Genomic DNA, 13,992 nt, shown 5'->3' with positions numbered 1-13,992 from the left:
CCGTCACGTGCCCGAATCGGCGACCCGGACGAGGATCCGGCGGCATTCCTCGTGCCGGACCACCACCTCGGGCGCGAAACTCTCGATCCGCTTCAGCTCGCTCGCGTCCAGCTGGAGCTGGCAACCTTCGCAGGTACGCCGGCGCAGTGCCGCCGCCCCGATGCCACCCTGCGAGCTGCGGATCTTCTCGTACAGCTCCATCAACTCCGTGGGCAGCTCCTCGACGAGCTCGGCACGCCGGGTTCGGGCCTCCTCGGCCTCCTGATCGATCTCGGCCCATTTCGCGTCGCGCGTCTGCTGCACCTCGCGGGCCCGCTCGGCCGTCTTGTCCCGTTCCGCCGTCAGCGACTGGACCTCGCTCTGGGCTTCCTCCAGCCGCTCCATGATCTCAATCTCGGCGTCCTCCAGTTCGGATTGCCGCCGGTTGAGCGATTCGACCTCGCGTTGCAGGCTCTCCAGCTCCTTCGGCGAGGAGACCTGCCCCGCGTCGAGCCGTTTCTGGTCACGGGCCTTGCGGTCGCGCACCTGCTCCACGTCGCTGTCGGCACGCTCTCGTTCCCGCTCCAGGTCGGTCACCTTGGTCTGGGCGACGACGAGTGCATCGCTGAGCCGAGCATGCTCTGCGGCCAGCGATTCGAGTTCGTTCAGCTCCGGCAGCGTGCGCCGCCGGTGCGCCAATTGGTCCAGCTTCAGGTCCAGCCCCTGCACGTCGAGCAGGCGGAGCTGGGCGTCCGGGTCAACGTTCAGGAGTTGGTCCCTTCCTCAGGCACGTCCGGTGCCGGCTGACCGGCCCGGTTCGTGCAGCGTCCACGGATCGGTCGGTATCTGTGATATTCGAGTCTCCACCGTATTACCACGAGCCGCCAGTCCTTCCAGCAGGCGATCGGCGGCTCGACCCAGCCAGGGCCACTCACCGGCCCAGTGCGCGACGTCGAGCAGCGCCGGCCCGCCGCCATCCAGCGCCTCGGACGCCGGGTGATGCCGGAGGTCGCCGGTGACGTACGCGTCGACACCGGCGCGGCGCGCCACGTCCAGCAGCGAGTCCCCGGCACCTCCACAGACGGCCACGGTGCGCACGGTCGCCTCGGGGTCGCCCGCCGCGCGGACTCCGGAAACCGTCGCCGGCAACGCGTCGGCGACCCGGCGCGTGAACGAGCGCAGCGACTCGGGCTCGTCGAGCACGCCTACGCGCCCCAGCCCGGCCGACGTCGGCACGTCGGCGAGCTCGTAGATGTCGTATGCCGGTTCCTCGTAGGGGTGGGCTTCGTACAGTGCCGCAATGACGCTCGCGCGGATGCGGCGGGGAAGCACCATCTCCAACCGGTGCTCGGCGACCTCCTCGACGTCCCCGACCGCGCCGATGGTGGGATTGGCGCCCGCGCCCGGCCGGAACGTGCCGGTGCCGGACGTCATCCACGCGCAGCGCTCGTAGTTGCCGATGATGCCCGCGCCCGCGGTGGTGAGCGCATCGAGAACCTGCGGAGTATCGGGTTCGGGAACGAAGACAATCAGCTTGTCTTGCGGCTCACCGGTGTCCGGCCGGAGCGGGCGCAGGTCACGCAGCCCGATGGCGTCGGCGAGGGCGTCGCTGACGCCGGGATCGGCACTATCGGCGTTGGTGTGCGCGGTATAGAGCGCGGCGCCGTTGGTCACCAGGCGGTGGACGAGCCGGCCCTTGGGCGTCGTCGCCGCGACACCGTGTACGGGCCGCAGGAACAGCGGGTGATGAGTCACGAGAAGGTCGGCGCCCCAGTCGATCGCCTCGTCGGCAACGGCGGCAACCGGGTCGACGGCAAACAGCACGCGGTGCACGTCGGCATCGGGATCGCCGCAAACCAGGCCGACCGCATCCCACGACTCCGCCGAGGACGGTGGATACTGCTCGTCCAGAACGGCGATGACATCACTTAACCGCGGCACGATCGATCACCTTAATCGCTCCTCCCCTGCGATCATCAACAACCGCGCCCACCATGATGCACGGGACGGTTGCTGATCGGGAGTGCGGGGCGGCAGAACGGGACCGCCTGCAACGCGGCGGGATGCAGCCGCGGGACCTCAGCCGGCCAGCTCGGATTGCCGCGCGGGCACGGCCGCCTCCATGGCCGCCTCCAAGGCGTCGGCGATGTCATCGAACACCGGCATGCCCTGCTTCACAAGAGCGGTGGCCAACCGCGAGTGAGTCGACTCCGGCGCGGTAACCACGGACACGCCGCGTCCCCGTGCACGCAGCTGGCCATACAGCTCGGCCAGCGGCAACGCCATCGATGCATGCAGGGCACGGGCATGGCGGAGATCCACGATCAGCTGTCTCCCACCAGCCGACGTGAGTCCAGCACCTATATCGCGGACAAGTGTGGTGGTGATCTCTCCGTGTACCGTCACGATCTCACACCCGCCGAAGCTCCACCGGCGCAGACCGCCGGCGGTGGCCAGGTCAGCAGAACGGGATGGGGTGGAAACGGTCACGGTCGTCCTTTCTGTTCACAAGAGCGAAGCGACATATCGTATGGCACTCGCACGTCAACGCGGGTAGTACCACAGTCTGTGTTACCCGCTTCGGGGCACAACACACGGCTCGACGCGCACATTCCGGCCCCCGGCGCGCTCGCTTCTCGGCCAGTACGGGCAGTCCGGACGTATCCGGACCGACGAGCCTCGCATAGTTGGCGGGGCGCCACGCGTCTACCAGGGTACGAACGGACGTACCGCCGAAGGGACGCACGTGAATGCCGAGAAGGAACGCCAGTTCCGAGAATTCGTCGAGGCCCGATCACTGCATCTGCGACGCGCCGCGTATGCCTTGTGCGGCGATATTCACGCAGCAGAGGATCTGGTCCAAGGTGCGCTGGTCAAGCTGGTGCGCCGCTGGCACAAGGTGGACGATCCGGAGCGTTACGTGCGGCGGATCATCTACCACGACCATGCCAGCCGCTGGCGCCGCCGGGCCAAGATTCGCGAAGACCCGGTGGAGGACACGCCAGAACGCGGCCAGCGGGATGCCGCCGCCGACGTCAATCTCCGGCTGGACCTGCGGCAGGCCTTGCTACGCCTAGCGCCACGGCAGCGCGCCGTGCTGGTGCTGCGCTTCTACCACGACCTGCCGGAGCGCGACATCGCCGACACCCTCAACTGTTCGGTGGGCACCGTGCGCAGCCAGACCCACCGAGCCCTGGCACGGCTACGCGAACTCGCCCCGGAACTCGACGCCCACTACCCCGACGATCTCCCCGCGACGGAGGAGGCTTCAGCATGAACATCGAACGACTGGTCAAGGACACCGTGCACGACATGGGCGAGCAGGTCCCCGCCCGTACCGGTTTGGCGGACGACGTGCTGCATCAGGCACGCCGCCGCAAACACGCCACCCGGACGGCCGTGGTGGGCGGCGTCACTGTCGCGGCCATGGCCGGGGCAACCGTTGGCGTCACCGACCCGTTAGGACTGTGGTCCGCGCCGGACCCCGGCACCGGGATCGAGGGTGGCCCGGCAGCGGCGGGCCAGAATGGCTCCTCCGGTAATACTTCGGCCGCCGAGGAGGGCAATGCGCCCGGCAACGAGGGGGATGCTTCCTCCACCGTGGTCGAGCTGGACGGCCTCGATACCGGCGATGCGCCCGCCACTCCGTGGTACTCCGAGGGGGCGATCCACCTGGGTGACGCCGAAGTCCCGTTCGACGTATCGTTCGGCCACCTGAGAGAGCTGGAGGCGGTCGAGGGCGGGGCGGTCGCGCTCACCGCACATGAGGACGACGGAGAGCACCGGGGACACGCGGTCCACCTGATCCGGGAGAACGGCGACGTCGAGAAGATCGCGGAGTCGTCCATCTTCAGCATTCGCGTCTCCGCGGACGGCACGCTGGTGGCGTGGGCCGAGCACGAGATGGACGAAGCAACCGGGAGTCCCGTGCGGACCACCGTGCGCGTGTACGACGTGACCGCGGGTGAGGTGGTACACAGCCGGACGCAGGAAGACGACCTCGGCGATGTCGGGGGCGTAGCTGGCTTCCTGGACGACAATCAGGTGGTCCTGAACAGTGCCAAGAACAGCCCGGATGGTGTCTACATCTGGAATATCGTCGAGGACAGTGTCACGTCGTGGCTGGACTACGGCTTTGCCCGATCGTTCGCGCCGTCGGGGACTGTCGGAGCGTTCATGCCACCGAACGACGCGCCGGACCGGGACACGTCCATCGTGGATACCGAGACCGGCGAGGAGATGTGGACCGCCAACCGCGGGACATTCCCCGGCTTCTCGGCGGAGGGGGAGTACGCCGCGCTGATCATGTTGCATGGTCCCTCGCCGTGGATCGACGGCGTGCACGCCCAGCAGATCCTCGAGCTCGAGCCCGACGTGGGTCATACCGTGACGATCAACGGCGAGGAGTTCACGATCACCCAGGAGATGCTCGATCATGCGAGGAAATACCGTGAGCGGCAAGAGAACTCCGACGGCCGCCGCGATCTGGTGATCGTCGACGCCGCGACGGGCGAGGAGGTCACGCGCTTCGACGTGCCGGATCCGGCGCAGGCGACATGGGAGTCCAACGACAGCCTGGTGTTCCAGGCGACGGAGGACGACGAGACGGCGCTGGTGCGCTGCACCGTCGGCGGGGAGTGCGAGCTGGCCACCGAGCCGCGTGCCGTGGACACCCCGATCGATGTCTCGGACAGCCCGTACCTGCTCGGCGAGCTCTGACGATACCCAACCCGGCCCCCTGATCCGCTGATCATGAACACTAGGCGTCCTTATGTGGACGCCTAGTGTTCATGATCAGCGGGTCCCGGGGCCATACTGCATGGATGACGTCGACACTCGCCGCCGCCGAAGCGCTCGCGGAGCGCACCCGGGCATTTCGCCGGAAACTTCACCAGCACCCCGAAATCGGCCTGGACCTTCCCGTTACTCGCCAAGCCGTACTCGACGAGATCGCCGATCTCGGCCTGACGCTGCGCCTGTCGGAGACGACCTCGTCGATCGTGGCCGAACTGGACGGCGCGTACGACGGCCCGACGCTCATCCTGCGCGGCGACATGGATGCCCTCCCCCTGCGAGAGGACACCGGGCTGCCGTTCGCGTCGCAGGTACCCGGCGCCATGCACGCGTGCGGCCACGACACCCACGTCGCGATGCTGGCCAGCGCGGCCCGCCTGCTCGCAGGACGACGCGAGGAGCTCGCCGGCCGGGTCCTGTTCTTCTTCCAGCCCGGCGAGGAGGGATACCACGGTGCTCACTACGCGCTCGCCGAGGGCCTGCTCGACAACCCCACGGTCAACGGCGCGTTCGCCCTGCACATCAGCGCCCAGCACGAGTGCGGGACGATCAACATCCGGCCCGGGCCACTGCTCGCCGCCGCCGACAACTTCCAGGTCACGCTCACCGGGAGGGGCGGGCACGCGTCGTCGCCGCATCGAGCCAATGACCCCGTGCCGGCCGCCTGCGAGATCGTCACGACGCTACAAGTCGCCCTCAGCCGCCGAGTCGACGTTTTCGACCCCGCCGTGCTCACGGTCGGCCAGATTACCGGCGGAACCGCCGACAACATCATTCCCGCCACGGCCGAGCTCAGAGGCACCATCCGCACGCTGTCCGAGGAGACCCGCACGAACGTGCACGAGCGGCTGCGCGTCGTCGCCGACGGCATCGCCGCCGCGCACGAACTCAGCGCGGACGTCACAGTGATCCCGGGTTACCCCGCAACGGTGAACGACCCCGCGTTCACCGACGTGGTGCGGACCGTCGCCAGCGAGACCCTCGGTGCCGAGCGCGTCCAGGAGATGGGAGAGCCGCTGATGGGCGCCGAGGACTTCTCCTACGTGCTCGGCACCTATCCGGGAGCCATGGCATTCCTCGGTGCCTGCCCGGCAGGCACCAATCCCGGCGAAGCCACGCCCAACCACTCCAACCTCGTGGTGTTCGACGAGTCCGCCCTGGCGACCGGCGTGGCGACGTACGCGGCCGTAGCGCTGAATCATCTGCGACCTTGACTCCGCCGCGCCCGTGAAACGCCGGCGTTACGGCCGTTCGCTGAGGGGTATGTGCAAGGGCAACGGCGCATAGCGCCACACCGCCCGAACACCAACGGAGCACCGCGGAGGTGCTGGAGACATGCCCCAGGAACAGTGGAGTGACAAGCGCGAACGCCAGTACGAACACGTGAAGGAAGGACTCACCGACCGCGGATATGACGAGGACACCGCGGAGGAGATCGCGGCGCGCACGGTGAACAAGGAGCGCGCCCGCGAAGGTGAGGCCGAACGCCGGAGCCGGGAGTCGGTGCAGGACATCTCGCCGGGTCGCCGGGGAGGTAAGCGTTCCGGGTCCGGTCCCGGTGGACGGACGAAGGCGCAACTCTACGCCGACGCGAAACGGCAGGGCGTCAAGGGTCGCTCGAAGATGAACAAGCAGGAACTCGCACGGGCAGTCGGACGCTGACGACCGATCCCGAGAGGAATACCGGTATGTCGCCACGTACTGATCACTACCCGCGCGAGTTCCCAGCCCAGCAGCAAGAGCCACCCGGGCTCACCGATGCCATGGATCCCCGGCCCGATCACGGCGAGGACAGCTATCGAGGCACCGGCCGCCTCACCGGCATGCGCGCACTGATCACCGGGGGCGACTCCGGAATCGGGCGGGCGATCGCCATCGCCTATGCCCGGGAAGGCGCGGACGTCGCCATCTCCTATCTCCCCGAGGAGCACCCCGATGGGGAAGCCACGGCAGCTCTCGTCTCGGACGCGGGACGGCGCGTCGTCACCGTGCCCGGCGATCTCACCGACCGGCGGACCTGCCTCGACGTCGCCGAGCGCGCCCTGTCCGAGCTCGATGGTGTGAACATCCTCGTCAACAACGCCGGCTTCCAGATGGCCCGGTCCCAAAGCATCGAGGAGGTGAGCGCGGAACAGCTCGATCGCGTGGTCGGGACGAACTTCACCGCGTTGTTCTGGTTGACCCAGGCCCTCGTGCCTCACCTGAGCGCCGGCGACTGCATCATCAACAATTCGTCCATCCAGGCCTATGACCCCTCTGGATCCCTTCTCGACTATGCCGCCACCAAGTCCGCGATCAACAACTTCACGGTCAACCTCGCGGCGGAACTCGGCCCGCGTGGCGTGCGGGTCAACGCGGTGGCGCCGGGGCCGATCTGGACGCCGCTGCAACCCGCCACGCAGCCCGTGGCGAAAGTCGAGAAATTCGGGCAGGACACACCCTTCGGCCGGGCCGGCCAACCGGTGGAAGTCGCCCCGGCGTTCGTCTTCCTGGCCTCCCCCACCGAAGCCAGTTACGTATCCGGCACCATCCTCGGGGTCACCGGCGGCAAACCCGTCTTCTGAGATGAACCGGAGCCACGCGGTGCGATCACCCAGCCGGCATATTCCTCGCGGTCGAATCCATCGACGACCTGCTCGGCCGGAACTCGCCGTCCGGAACGACGACTCTCCGCGCAGCCAGTGGCGTCACCACCGATGCGGGATCATTCCGGTTGCGAGTACGGCCCCTCGTCCCCGCTCTGGGACACCACCTCGAACCGCACCTGACCTTCCTCGGTGATCTCGGCATCGAGAACCTTGTCGTCGAGCGCGGGCGTGGCCTGCGGATCCAGATAGACGTTGACGTCGTCGATCGTGACCACATCGTCCTGCGGCTCCGGACCAGCCGCCACCGCCGCAACCAGCTCCACGGCTCCGTTCTCGTCCGCCGCGGACGAGATGCGCAAGCCTCCGTTCTCGGATACCTCGGGTTGATTCGTCAGTCCCCGTATCGCGGAGACCGCCTCCATCGTCAATGTCAACATGGCGTACCTCGTACCCACGATTCGCGGGCGCACTCGGCGTTCGGTCAGAGGTCGTGAGCCGCCAGGAACTCCAACACGGCGGCGTTGAACTCCGCTGGCCGCTCCAGGTTCGGGTAATGCCCGACACCGTCCACCGTGACAAACCGGCCCTGCTGGACGTGCTCCGCCAGCTGCCGGGTCATCCTGACGTGGTCTGAGCCGTCGGCGGATCCGGCGATGGCGAGAACCGGTACCGCGATCCCGGGCAGGCGCGACCACGTGCCGGTTACCGGCGTCGGCTGGGCCGGAGCGACCGGGACGCCGTTCTCATCCAGCTTCACGTGCGTCGTCACCAGGTCACGTGCCATGGTCTGGATGCCGCGCATCACCGCGGGTTCGACGTCGGCGGCCGTGCGTTGCGGGCCGGGCACGAACCGCAGGAAGACGTCGACCCACGCTTCGAGGTCTGCCGCGGCCTGGGCTTGCTGCCAGGCAGAGAAGATGTCGACGATCCAGGGGTCGGTGAACTCCGGTTCGCTGGTTCCGGTGCCGCTGACCACCAGGCCAGTAACCCGGTCCGGGTACTCCAGGGCGGTGTCCACGGCCGTCCCACCACCCATCGACAAACCGACCAGCACGGCGTGCGGCACGTCCAGCGCGTCGAGCAGCGCGACCACGTCGTCGCACAGGCGGTGCGGACCCGTCGGCGTGGACGTCTGGCCGTGACCACGCGCGTCCGGAGCGATGACGCGACGGTCGGGGAAGGCGGCGAGCTGATGTGACCACATGCGGTGATCGACGACGCCGCCGTGGAGCAGCACCAGCGGGGTGTGCGAGGTGTCGGGATCCAGGTCGACATAGGCGACGCGGTGGTCGTCCAGGTCGAGCGTCTGGAGCGGGAAGGCCGAAGAAATCATGACAACCAAGGTGTCATACTTCCTATACTTTGACAACTCGAGTGTCATAATGGGTCCGTGACAGACGAACCCCTTCCTCCCGACGCCCTGGCCGAACGCCTCGCCGAGGTGTACCTCGTGGTCGGCCCGCTGTACCGCAAAGTGCAGCGGATCGTGGAACGCGACCAACCGATCATGGGCATGTCGGTGGGCGTTCGCGCGGTGCTCTACCAACTGCGCCGGGAAGGCGACATGACCGTTCCCCAGATGGCCCGCACCCAAGACCTGAGCCGCCAGTTCGTCCAGCGGATGGTCAACGACGCCCACACGGCCGGGTGGGTCGAGATCGTCGAGAACCCCGCACACCGGCGCTCACATCTGGTGCGCGTGACTCCGGCGGGAGTGTCCGCGATCGATGCGGTAATAGAGCGCGAACTGCGGCTGCTGAGCCGCGTCGGGGGCGACATCACCGAAGCAGAGGTCGGCGCCACGCTCCGGGTACTCACCGAGATGCTGAACGCGCTCGCGGTGACCGAACAGCACGGTGAGTCCGCACCCTAGCTCCGGCACGGCAATCACCCCTCTCGTTGCCATGGCTGCGACCACCGCGGCCGGCGGTCAACGCTCGCACTACGTGCTGACCTTGGCGGCTAGGAAGACCGAATCCGCATCCGGGCGCACTGGCCGTGATATTCTAGTGCTAGAATATTACTCGTGGAGCTTACCCCGTCCGAGCTGACCGTCCTGGGATTGCTCGTCGAGCACCCCCGGCATGGCTACGACCTGGAGCGGGTCATCGAGCAGCGCGGTATCCGGCAGTGGACCGACATCGGCTTCTCCTCGATCTATTACCTGCTCACAAAGCTGGAAAAGCGGGGTCTGGCCCAGACGTCCGAGGCTCCTGCTGGCGCGAAGTCCCGTCGCGTCTTCCACGCCACAACCGCGGGCCGGCAGGCCGCGAGGCGCAATGCCCTCGCTCTGATCGCGGAGATCCGGGAGGTCCCGCACCCGATTCTGGTCGGCATCGCCAACCTGCCGCTGATCTCCGAGCAGGAGTACGCCGAGGCGCTACGCGCCAGACTCGGGCAGGTCGCGGCCCGTATCGCGGTGATCGAGGAAACCGAGAAAGCGCAAGCACCACTCCCGGTCCCGGCACGCGAAGTGTTCTCGTACTCGCTGAGCCTCCTGGAGGCAGAAAGGCAGTGGCTCGCTTCGCGAGTACAGGTTCCCGATGACAGGCAAGACTGACTTCAAGAAGAGTCTCGACGCCTACCGGGCGACACGAGGCCAATTCCGGATCGTCGACGTGCCCGACATGCAGTACCTCATGGTCGACGGCCACGGCGACCCGAACACCTCACCGGCCTTCGCCGAGGCGATCAGAGCGCTCTATCCGGTGGCCTACAAGCTGAAATTCGCCAGCAAGCGAGACCTCGGACGCGACTACGTCGTCATGCCACTCGAAGGGCTGTGGTGGGCCGAGAACATGGATACCTTCACGGTGGCGCGAGACAAGTCACGGTGGGAGTGGACGCTGATGATCATGGTGCCGGACTGGATAGATCACGACATGTTCACCACCGCAGTCGAGCAGGCCGGAGCCAAGAACCGTCCGGCACGGCTCGACGACGTTCGCCTGGAGCCGCTGTCCGAAGGCCGGTGCGTGCAAACACTGCACGTCGGCTCCTTCGACAACGAGGCGGACGTGCTCGCCCGGATGCACCACGCGTTCATCCCAGAGAATGGCCTGCGCATGGTCGGCAAGCATCACGAGATCTACCTCAGTGACTTCCGCAAGGTGGCACCCGAGAAGCTGCGCACCATCCTCAGACAACCGGTCAGCTTCGCTGCCGACCCGCACGAATAGAGCGCCACGTTCATCGATCACATATCCGTTCAACAGCGACGCCCACCCCACGACGCTCGTCGTTCAGAAGGGCGACCGTTCGGTCGCGACCTCGTAGGCCATCACGTGACCATCGATCATGTCGATCCCGGTGTCGGGAGCGGCAGCCACTGCCCGCCACGCCTCGATCGACTCCCACGAATCCCAGCGCTCGTAGTTGTTGACTCGTCTCGGGTCGACAGGGTCTGCGGTGATAGCCAGATCGAGGCATCCTGGCGCTTCCCGCGCCCGGCGAACAAGATCGGTATGAGCATCGACAAACGCATCCCGGTGCTCGGCGTCAACGATCAGGTGGCCAGCGATAATCCACACGGTTCCTCCAACAGATGTGCTTGATGAGCCGACTATTTTTATTTCTCCGATGGCTCATTCTGACGTCCGCATCCGACAGAATGGACACGGAGCGCCGTGCGCACCTTCTCGGCAAAGGGCAACACCTACCGCAGGGGTGGTGAGGTGTTGTGACAGAGCGAGATTCGACGACGAGGCATGATCCGGTAGCCACGGCCGATCACAGCACCATCACCAAGAAGAACCAGGATCTGGATGACCCGGACACGGTGGGCCTGTACAGTCTTCTCAGGCGGGCACTCGACTGGTTGGCGGACGACCCGTGGGGTCGTCGAGGTCGCTGACATCCTGGACCGGCTGATAGCACTACCGGATCGACGATCCCGAGGACAACCCAGCATGAGCGCCCTGTCTCCACGCTTGGCGGCGATCGTCGACGCGCTTCCTCTCACCCCCGGGATGCGGGTGCTGGAGATCGGTGGCGGGTCCGGTGCCGCCGCAAGAGCCGTTGCCGGGCGCATCGGCGACGGGCACATCTGCATGATTGACCGCTCCTCCAAAAGCATCACCCAGGCGGAGAAAAACGCCGCCACCGAGATTGACGCCGGCATCATGAGCCTCCGTCAAGTCGCCGTCGAAGACTTCGAACTCGACCCGGACGAGCAGCCGTTCGATCTCGCCTTCGCCGTCCGGGTCGGCGCCCTCGACGGACGACATCCGAAAGCCGGCCAGATCGCCTTGCAACGCATCGCCGACGCACTCACCCCGCAAGGGCGGCTGTTCGTCGACGGCGGCAACGCACTCCGTGAGCTATCGCTTCCACGCTGATCAACGCCAGCACGGCCTTATACCGCTGTTCAGCCACACTCATCTCCCGCTTTGGAGCCACGTCGACTGGAACTCGCCGACACGACCCGTGCGGAGGCGGCACGCCTGTACGGAGAAGGGCTGACGCTTGCTGGGGTGGCCGCGCAGCTTGGGATCAGCGATGACTCGGTCCAAGATGTTTCTGGCGTGTATGACCGAGCCAGCGGATGCCCTCACGGAGCGTCTGGTCAGGAAGCTCGGTGCTGTCGAGACGGTTGGACTGCTTGAGTCCCCGAGCACGGGCGAAGCTGGCTTGTTGACGACCTCGTTGCCGGGGTTGTTGTGCCCGTCTCTGGCCCCTTGTTGGCGATCGATCTGACCAATATCGTGATCGTTCAGACGAATTGCGCGGCACTTACCAGACACAGGGGCGTGCCCGCGTCAGCAGGGGGCGGGGTGCTGGCTCGGCAACACGCTGCGCCAGGGGGTCTTTCGATGGCGCAATCTCTTCGAGTCGGAATCTCGCTTCCGCCCAATCATTCGGACCGCGCTGAGCGGTACCTGGGCAGTCAGCCGCTGTTGCCGACGTGGGACTTGTCGGTTCGCAAGTTCACTACGGACGGTCGGCACGCAGATGTCGACCTGATCATCACGTCGCCTCGCATGCTCGATCCCGCAGGGCGTGGCACCGTATCGGTCCATGCTCCTGTGGTACTTGTCGTTGAGCGGGCTAGCCGCGATGAGCTGTCGGCCCTGATCGGCACGCGAATTGTTCGCGGACTCGTTCTTGCCGACGACCCACCTGAGACACTCGCATTAGGTATCACGGCTGCGGCCAGCTACGGCGTCTGGGTGGCACAGGCAATCTGGGAGCATCTGGAACACGGCCACATGCCCGAACTTGATGCGGCACTCAAGCATCTCACCGCCGCCGAGCTGGAGACGTTCCGCCTTCTCGCACGAGGCATGACCAACCGCGAGATCGCCGAGGCCCGGCACGTTCAGCCGAGCACGGTCAAATACCACGTTGACAACATTCGGCTCAAGACCGGTGCCGCAAACCGCAGAGAACTGTTGTGTCACGCATATCGCTTCATGACCAGCGATGCGTCGTGACGAGTACACGATCGCCGGCATCAGAGACGGTACGAGTTGACCGCCCGGCCGCGCCTGGCGAATGCAAAGACTCCCCATTTTAGAGGGGGACACCGCAACGCATCGCAGCGCACGATGATCCCACCACCCTGCTTCAGGCGCGCCGCGGAACCAGAACGTGGTCACGGGGCGGCCCCGTGTCACCGCACAGGGCCGCCCCTTGCAACCCACCGACACTCGATGCTGAAAGGTGTGATCATCGGTGAGTACAACCAGTATGCGGCAACAGCCATTACAGCGACTCGCTGCCGTCACTATCGCGGTACTCGCGCTGCTGATCGCAGTATTTGCGGCGCCAGCGACAGCCGCAGAGTCGAAAGAAGGCTCGACGTCCACTGGCGAGACGAAACCGTCCTACATGGGCCAGGAAGTGCCGACCTCGGTCGATCCGGACGGATTCCTTCCGAACCTTGCCGCCGCCGACCCCGCGCCGACCTGTTTCGTGACCGACCCCGATGAGAACTTCTACTCCAAGTGGGTCGATGTCATCAGCAACTGCATCGGCAACTACAGGGTGAAGGCGATCGTCGCCTTCGGTCCGGACAGCTCCTGCCACTACACGCTGTCGGGAGACCAATGGCGGCATACCTGGTACACGCCCGGCTCCTTCGATGGCCTGGTGAGATGCTGACCTAACCGACCCGCGCTGGTGGAGCTGTGCGCTGACGCACAGCTCCACCAGAGACCTACCCAGTCGCCTCCAACCCAGCCGTGATCAGCCGGCGAATAGCTTCGGCTCTACTGCAATCCTGTCGCCTGGCAAAATCATCCACTTGCGGAAGCAGCGGCCGACCTAGCCGTACCTGAACAGTTCCGCCGATCTCGGGCCGCCCAGGACCCTGCTCGCGCGGCAGATCGATCAGATCGTCCGCCACACCCTCGTGGCCGTTTCGCGTCAGCCAGTCGTGAGCCGCGGCCTCGCTGATGAACTCCCGATGTGGCTCCATCGACAGCCCAAGCTGCATCTCCCTGACCCACGCCCCATCCTCGGTGTGGTATAGCACCTGGGGTGCTCGCTGCTTTCCCCGCCGAAGCGTTCGGTCCGTGTCAACACGAGACTCGTACTTCTCCGCTCTGCCTGAGTCGAACCACCCATCAAGCTCGGTTGGAGCGTCATCGGAGGTGCGCTTGTAGACCCTAACCCGTGCCATGAGACCCTC

General features: G+C 66.3%; 18 protein-coding genes. 12 read left to right on the top strand and 6 right to left on the bottom strand.

The features are described 5' to 3' along the window. Positions 1–3: 3 nt before the first annotated feature. The 3 genes from DPM12_RS08280 to DPM12_RS08270 form a co-directional block, all read right to left on the bottom strand. Complete coding sequence (locus DPM12_RS08280) at positions 4–708, bottom strand: zinc ribbon domain-containing protein (RefSeq protein WP_211658665.1); 705 nt, start codon at positions 706–708, stop codon at positions 4–6. 54 nt (positions 709–762) lie between these two features. After that, positions 763–1,920 carry a Nif3-like dinuclear metal center hexameric protein gene (locus DPM12_RS08275; protein WP_211658664.1) on the bottom strand — a complete coding sequence of 386 codons (1,158 nt, stop codon included), beginning with the start codon at positions 1,918–1,920 and terminating at the stop codon, positions 763–765. A 138-nt stretch (positions 1,921–2,058) separates the two neighbouring features. After that, entirely contained in the window at positions 2,059–2,469 is a 411-nt protein-coding gene (locus tag DPM12_RS08270) for an STAS domain-containing protein (RefSeq protein ID WP_112257833.1), read from the bottom strand. 256 nt (positions 2,470–2,725) lie between these two features. Between DPM12_RS08270 and DPM12_RS08265 the strand changes: the two genes are divergently transcribed. The 5 genes from DPM12_RS08265 (at position 2,726) to DPM12_RS08245 (ending at position 7,337) form a co-directional block, all read left to right on the top strand. After that, positions 2,726–3,256 carry a SigE family RNA polymerase sigma factor gene (locus DPM12_RS08265; RefSeq protein WP_112257832.1) on the top strand — a complete coding sequence of 177 codons (531 nt, stop codon included), beginning with the start codon at positions 2,726–2,728 and terminating at the stop codon, positions 3,254–3,256. Continuing rightward, a complete protein-coding gene (locus DPM12_RS08260; RefSeq protein ID WP_112257831.1) occupies positions 3,253–4,698 on the top strand; it encodes a hypothetical protein in 1,446 nt (481 codons plus the stop codon). The genes DPM12_RS08265 and DPM12_RS08260 overlap by 4 nt, the downstream gene beginning before the upstream one ends. 104 nt (positions 4,699–4,802) lie before the next feature. Then, positions 4,803–5,987: a M20 metallopeptidase family protein gene (locus DPM12_RS08255; protein WP_112257830.1), complete on the top strand. Its 1,185-nt coding sequence runs from the start codon at positions 4,803–4,805 to the stop codon at positions 5,985–5,987. Between the two features lie 121 nt (positions 5,988–6,108). Continuing rightward, positions 6,109–6,435, top strand: coding sequence for a plasmid stabilization protein (locus DPM12_RS08250; RefSeq protein ID WP_112257829.1), 327 nt, complete (start codon positions 6,109–6,111; stop codon positions 6,433–6,435). A 26-nt stretch (positions 6,436–6,461) separates the two neighbouring features. Beyond that, the gene (locus DPM12_RS08245; RefSeq protein WP_112257828.1) at positions 6,462–7,337 is read left to right on the top strand and encodes an SDR family oxidoreductase; all 876 of its coding nucleotides are present in this window, start codon (positions 6,462–6,464) and stop codon (positions 7,335–7,337) included. Between the two features lie 140 nt (positions 7,338–7,477). Here the strand turns inward: DPM12_RS08245 and DPM12_RS08240 are convergent, their stop codons facing one another. Both DPM12_RS08240 and DPM12_RS08235 read right to left on the bottom strand, forming a co-directional pair. Next, on the bottom strand, positions 7,478–7,798 hold the full coding sequence (locus DPM12_RS08240) for a hypothetical protein (RefSeq protein WP_112257827.1): 321 nt from the start codon (positions 7,796–7,798) through the stop codon (positions 7,478–7,480). Positions 7,799–7,842: 44 nt separating this feature from the next. Next, a complete protein-coding gene (locus DPM12_RS08235) occupies positions 7,843–8,694 on the bottom strand; it encodes an alpha/beta fold hydrolase (RefSeq protein ID WP_112257826.1) in 852 nt (283 codons plus the stop codon). A 57-nt stretch (positions 8,695–8,751) separates the two neighbouring features. On the opposite strand from DPM12_RS08235, the gene DPM12_RS08230 reads away from it, so the two are divergent. From DPM12_RS08230 to DPM12_RS08220, 3 genes are all read left to right on the top strand, one after another. Beyond that, entirely contained in the window at positions 8,752–9,234 is a 483-nt protein-coding gene (locus DPM12_RS08230; RefSeq protein WP_112257825.1) for a MarR family winged helix-turn-helix transcriptional regulator, read from the top strand. 153 nt (positions 9,235–9,387) lie between these two features. After that, entirely contained in the window at positions 9,388–9,921 is a 534-nt protein-coding gene (locus tag DPM12_RS08225; protein ID WP_112257824.1) for a PadR family transcriptional regulator, read from the top strand. After that, positions 9,905–10,540, top strand: coding sequence for a GyrI-like domain-containing protein (locus DPM12_RS08220; RefSeq protein ID WP_112257823.1), 636 nt, complete (start codon positions 9,905–9,907; stop codon positions 10,538–10,540). Before DPM12_RS08225 ends, DPM12_RS08220 begins: the two co-directional genes overlap by 17 nt. Positions 10,541–10,603: 63 nt before the next feature. Here the strand turns inward: DPM12_RS08220 and DPM12_RS08215 are convergent, their stop codons facing one another. Next, a complete protein-coding gene (locus tag DPM12_RS08215) occupies positions 10,604–10,891 on the bottom strand; it encodes a putative quinol monooxygenase (RefSeq protein WP_112257822.1) in 288 nt (95 codons plus the stop codon). Between the two features lie 149 nt (positions 10,892–11,040). Between DPM12_RS08215 and DPM12_RS23140 the strand changes: the two genes are divergently transcribed. The 4 genes from DPM12_RS23140 to DPM12_RS22790 all read left to right on the top strand — a co-directional run bounded on the left by DPM12_RS23140 (position 11,041) and on the right by DPM12_RS22790 (position 13,463). Then, positions 11,041–11,214, top strand: a complete 174-nt coding sequence (locus tag DPM12_RS23140; RefSeq protein ID WP_158542823.1) for a hypothetical protein — start codon at positions 11,041–11,043, stop codon at positions 11,212–11,214. Positions 11,215–11,269: 55 nt separating this feature from the next. Next, positions 11,270–11,698: a methyltransferase domain-containing protein gene (locus DPM12_RS08210; RefSeq protein ID WP_112257821.1), complete on the top strand. Its 429-nt coding sequence runs from the start codon at positions 11,270–11,272 to the stop codon at positions 11,696–11,698. 342 nt (positions 11,699–12,040) lie between these two features. Further along, complete coding sequence (locus DPM12_RS23555; RefSeq protein ID WP_146751900.1) at positions 12,041–12,793, top strand: helix-turn-helix transcriptional regulator; 753 nt, start codon at positions 12,041–12,043, stop codon at positions 12,791–12,793. Positions 12,794–13,034: 241 nt separating this feature from the next. After that, the gene (locus tag DPM12_RS22790) at positions 13,035–13,463 is read left to right on the top strand and encodes a hypothetical protein (protein ID WP_123788515.1); all 429 of its coding nucleotides are present in this window, start codon (positions 13,035–13,037) and stop codon (positions 13,461–13,463) included. Positions 13,464–13,992 lie beyond the last annotated feature (529 nt).

It is taken from the genome of Phytoactinopolyspora halophila (assembly GCF_003287285.1).
GTDB lineage: Bacteria > Actinomycetota > Actinomycetes > Jiangellales > Jiangellaceae > Phytoactinopolyspora_A > Phytoactinopolyspora_A halophila.
This window is presented reverse-complemented; position numbering and strand designations above follow the sequence as displayed.

Excerpts from the sequence above, each read along its gene's own strand:
- DPM12_RS08260 (WP_112257831.1), top strand. The coding sequence starts at position 3,253 with ATGAACATCGAACGACTGGTCAAGGACACCGTGCACGACATGGGCGAG.
- DPM12_RS08255 (WP_112257830.1), top strand. The coding sequence starts at position 4,803 with ATGACGTCGACACTCGCCGCCGCCGAAGCGCTCGCGGAGCGCACCCGG.
- DPM12_RS08250 (WP_112257829.1), top strand. The coding sequence starts at position 6,109 with ATGCCCCAGGAACAGTGGAGTGACAAGCGCGAACGCCAGTACGAACAC.
- DPM12_RS08245 (WP_112257828.1), top strand. The coding sequence starts at position 6,462 with ATGTCGCCACGTACTGATCACTACCCGCGCGAGTTCCCAGCCCAGCAG.
- DPM12_RS08240 (WP_112257827.1), bottom strand. The coding sequence starts at position 7,798 with ATGTTGACATTGACGATGGAGGCGGTCTCCGCGATACGGGGACTGACG.
- DPM12_RS08235 (WP_112257826.1), bottom strand. The coding sequence starts at position 8,694 with ATGATTTCTTCGGCCTTCCCGCTCCAGACGCTCGACCTGGACGACCAC.
- DPM12_RS08220 (WP_112257823.1), top strand. The coding sequence starts at position 9,905 with ATGACAGGCAAGACTGACTTCAAGAAGAGTCTCGACGCCTACCGGGCG.
- DPM12_RS08210 (WP_112257821.1), top strand. The coding sequence starts at position 11,270 with ATGAGCGCCCTGTCTCCACGCTTGGCGGCGATCGTCGACGCGCTTCCT.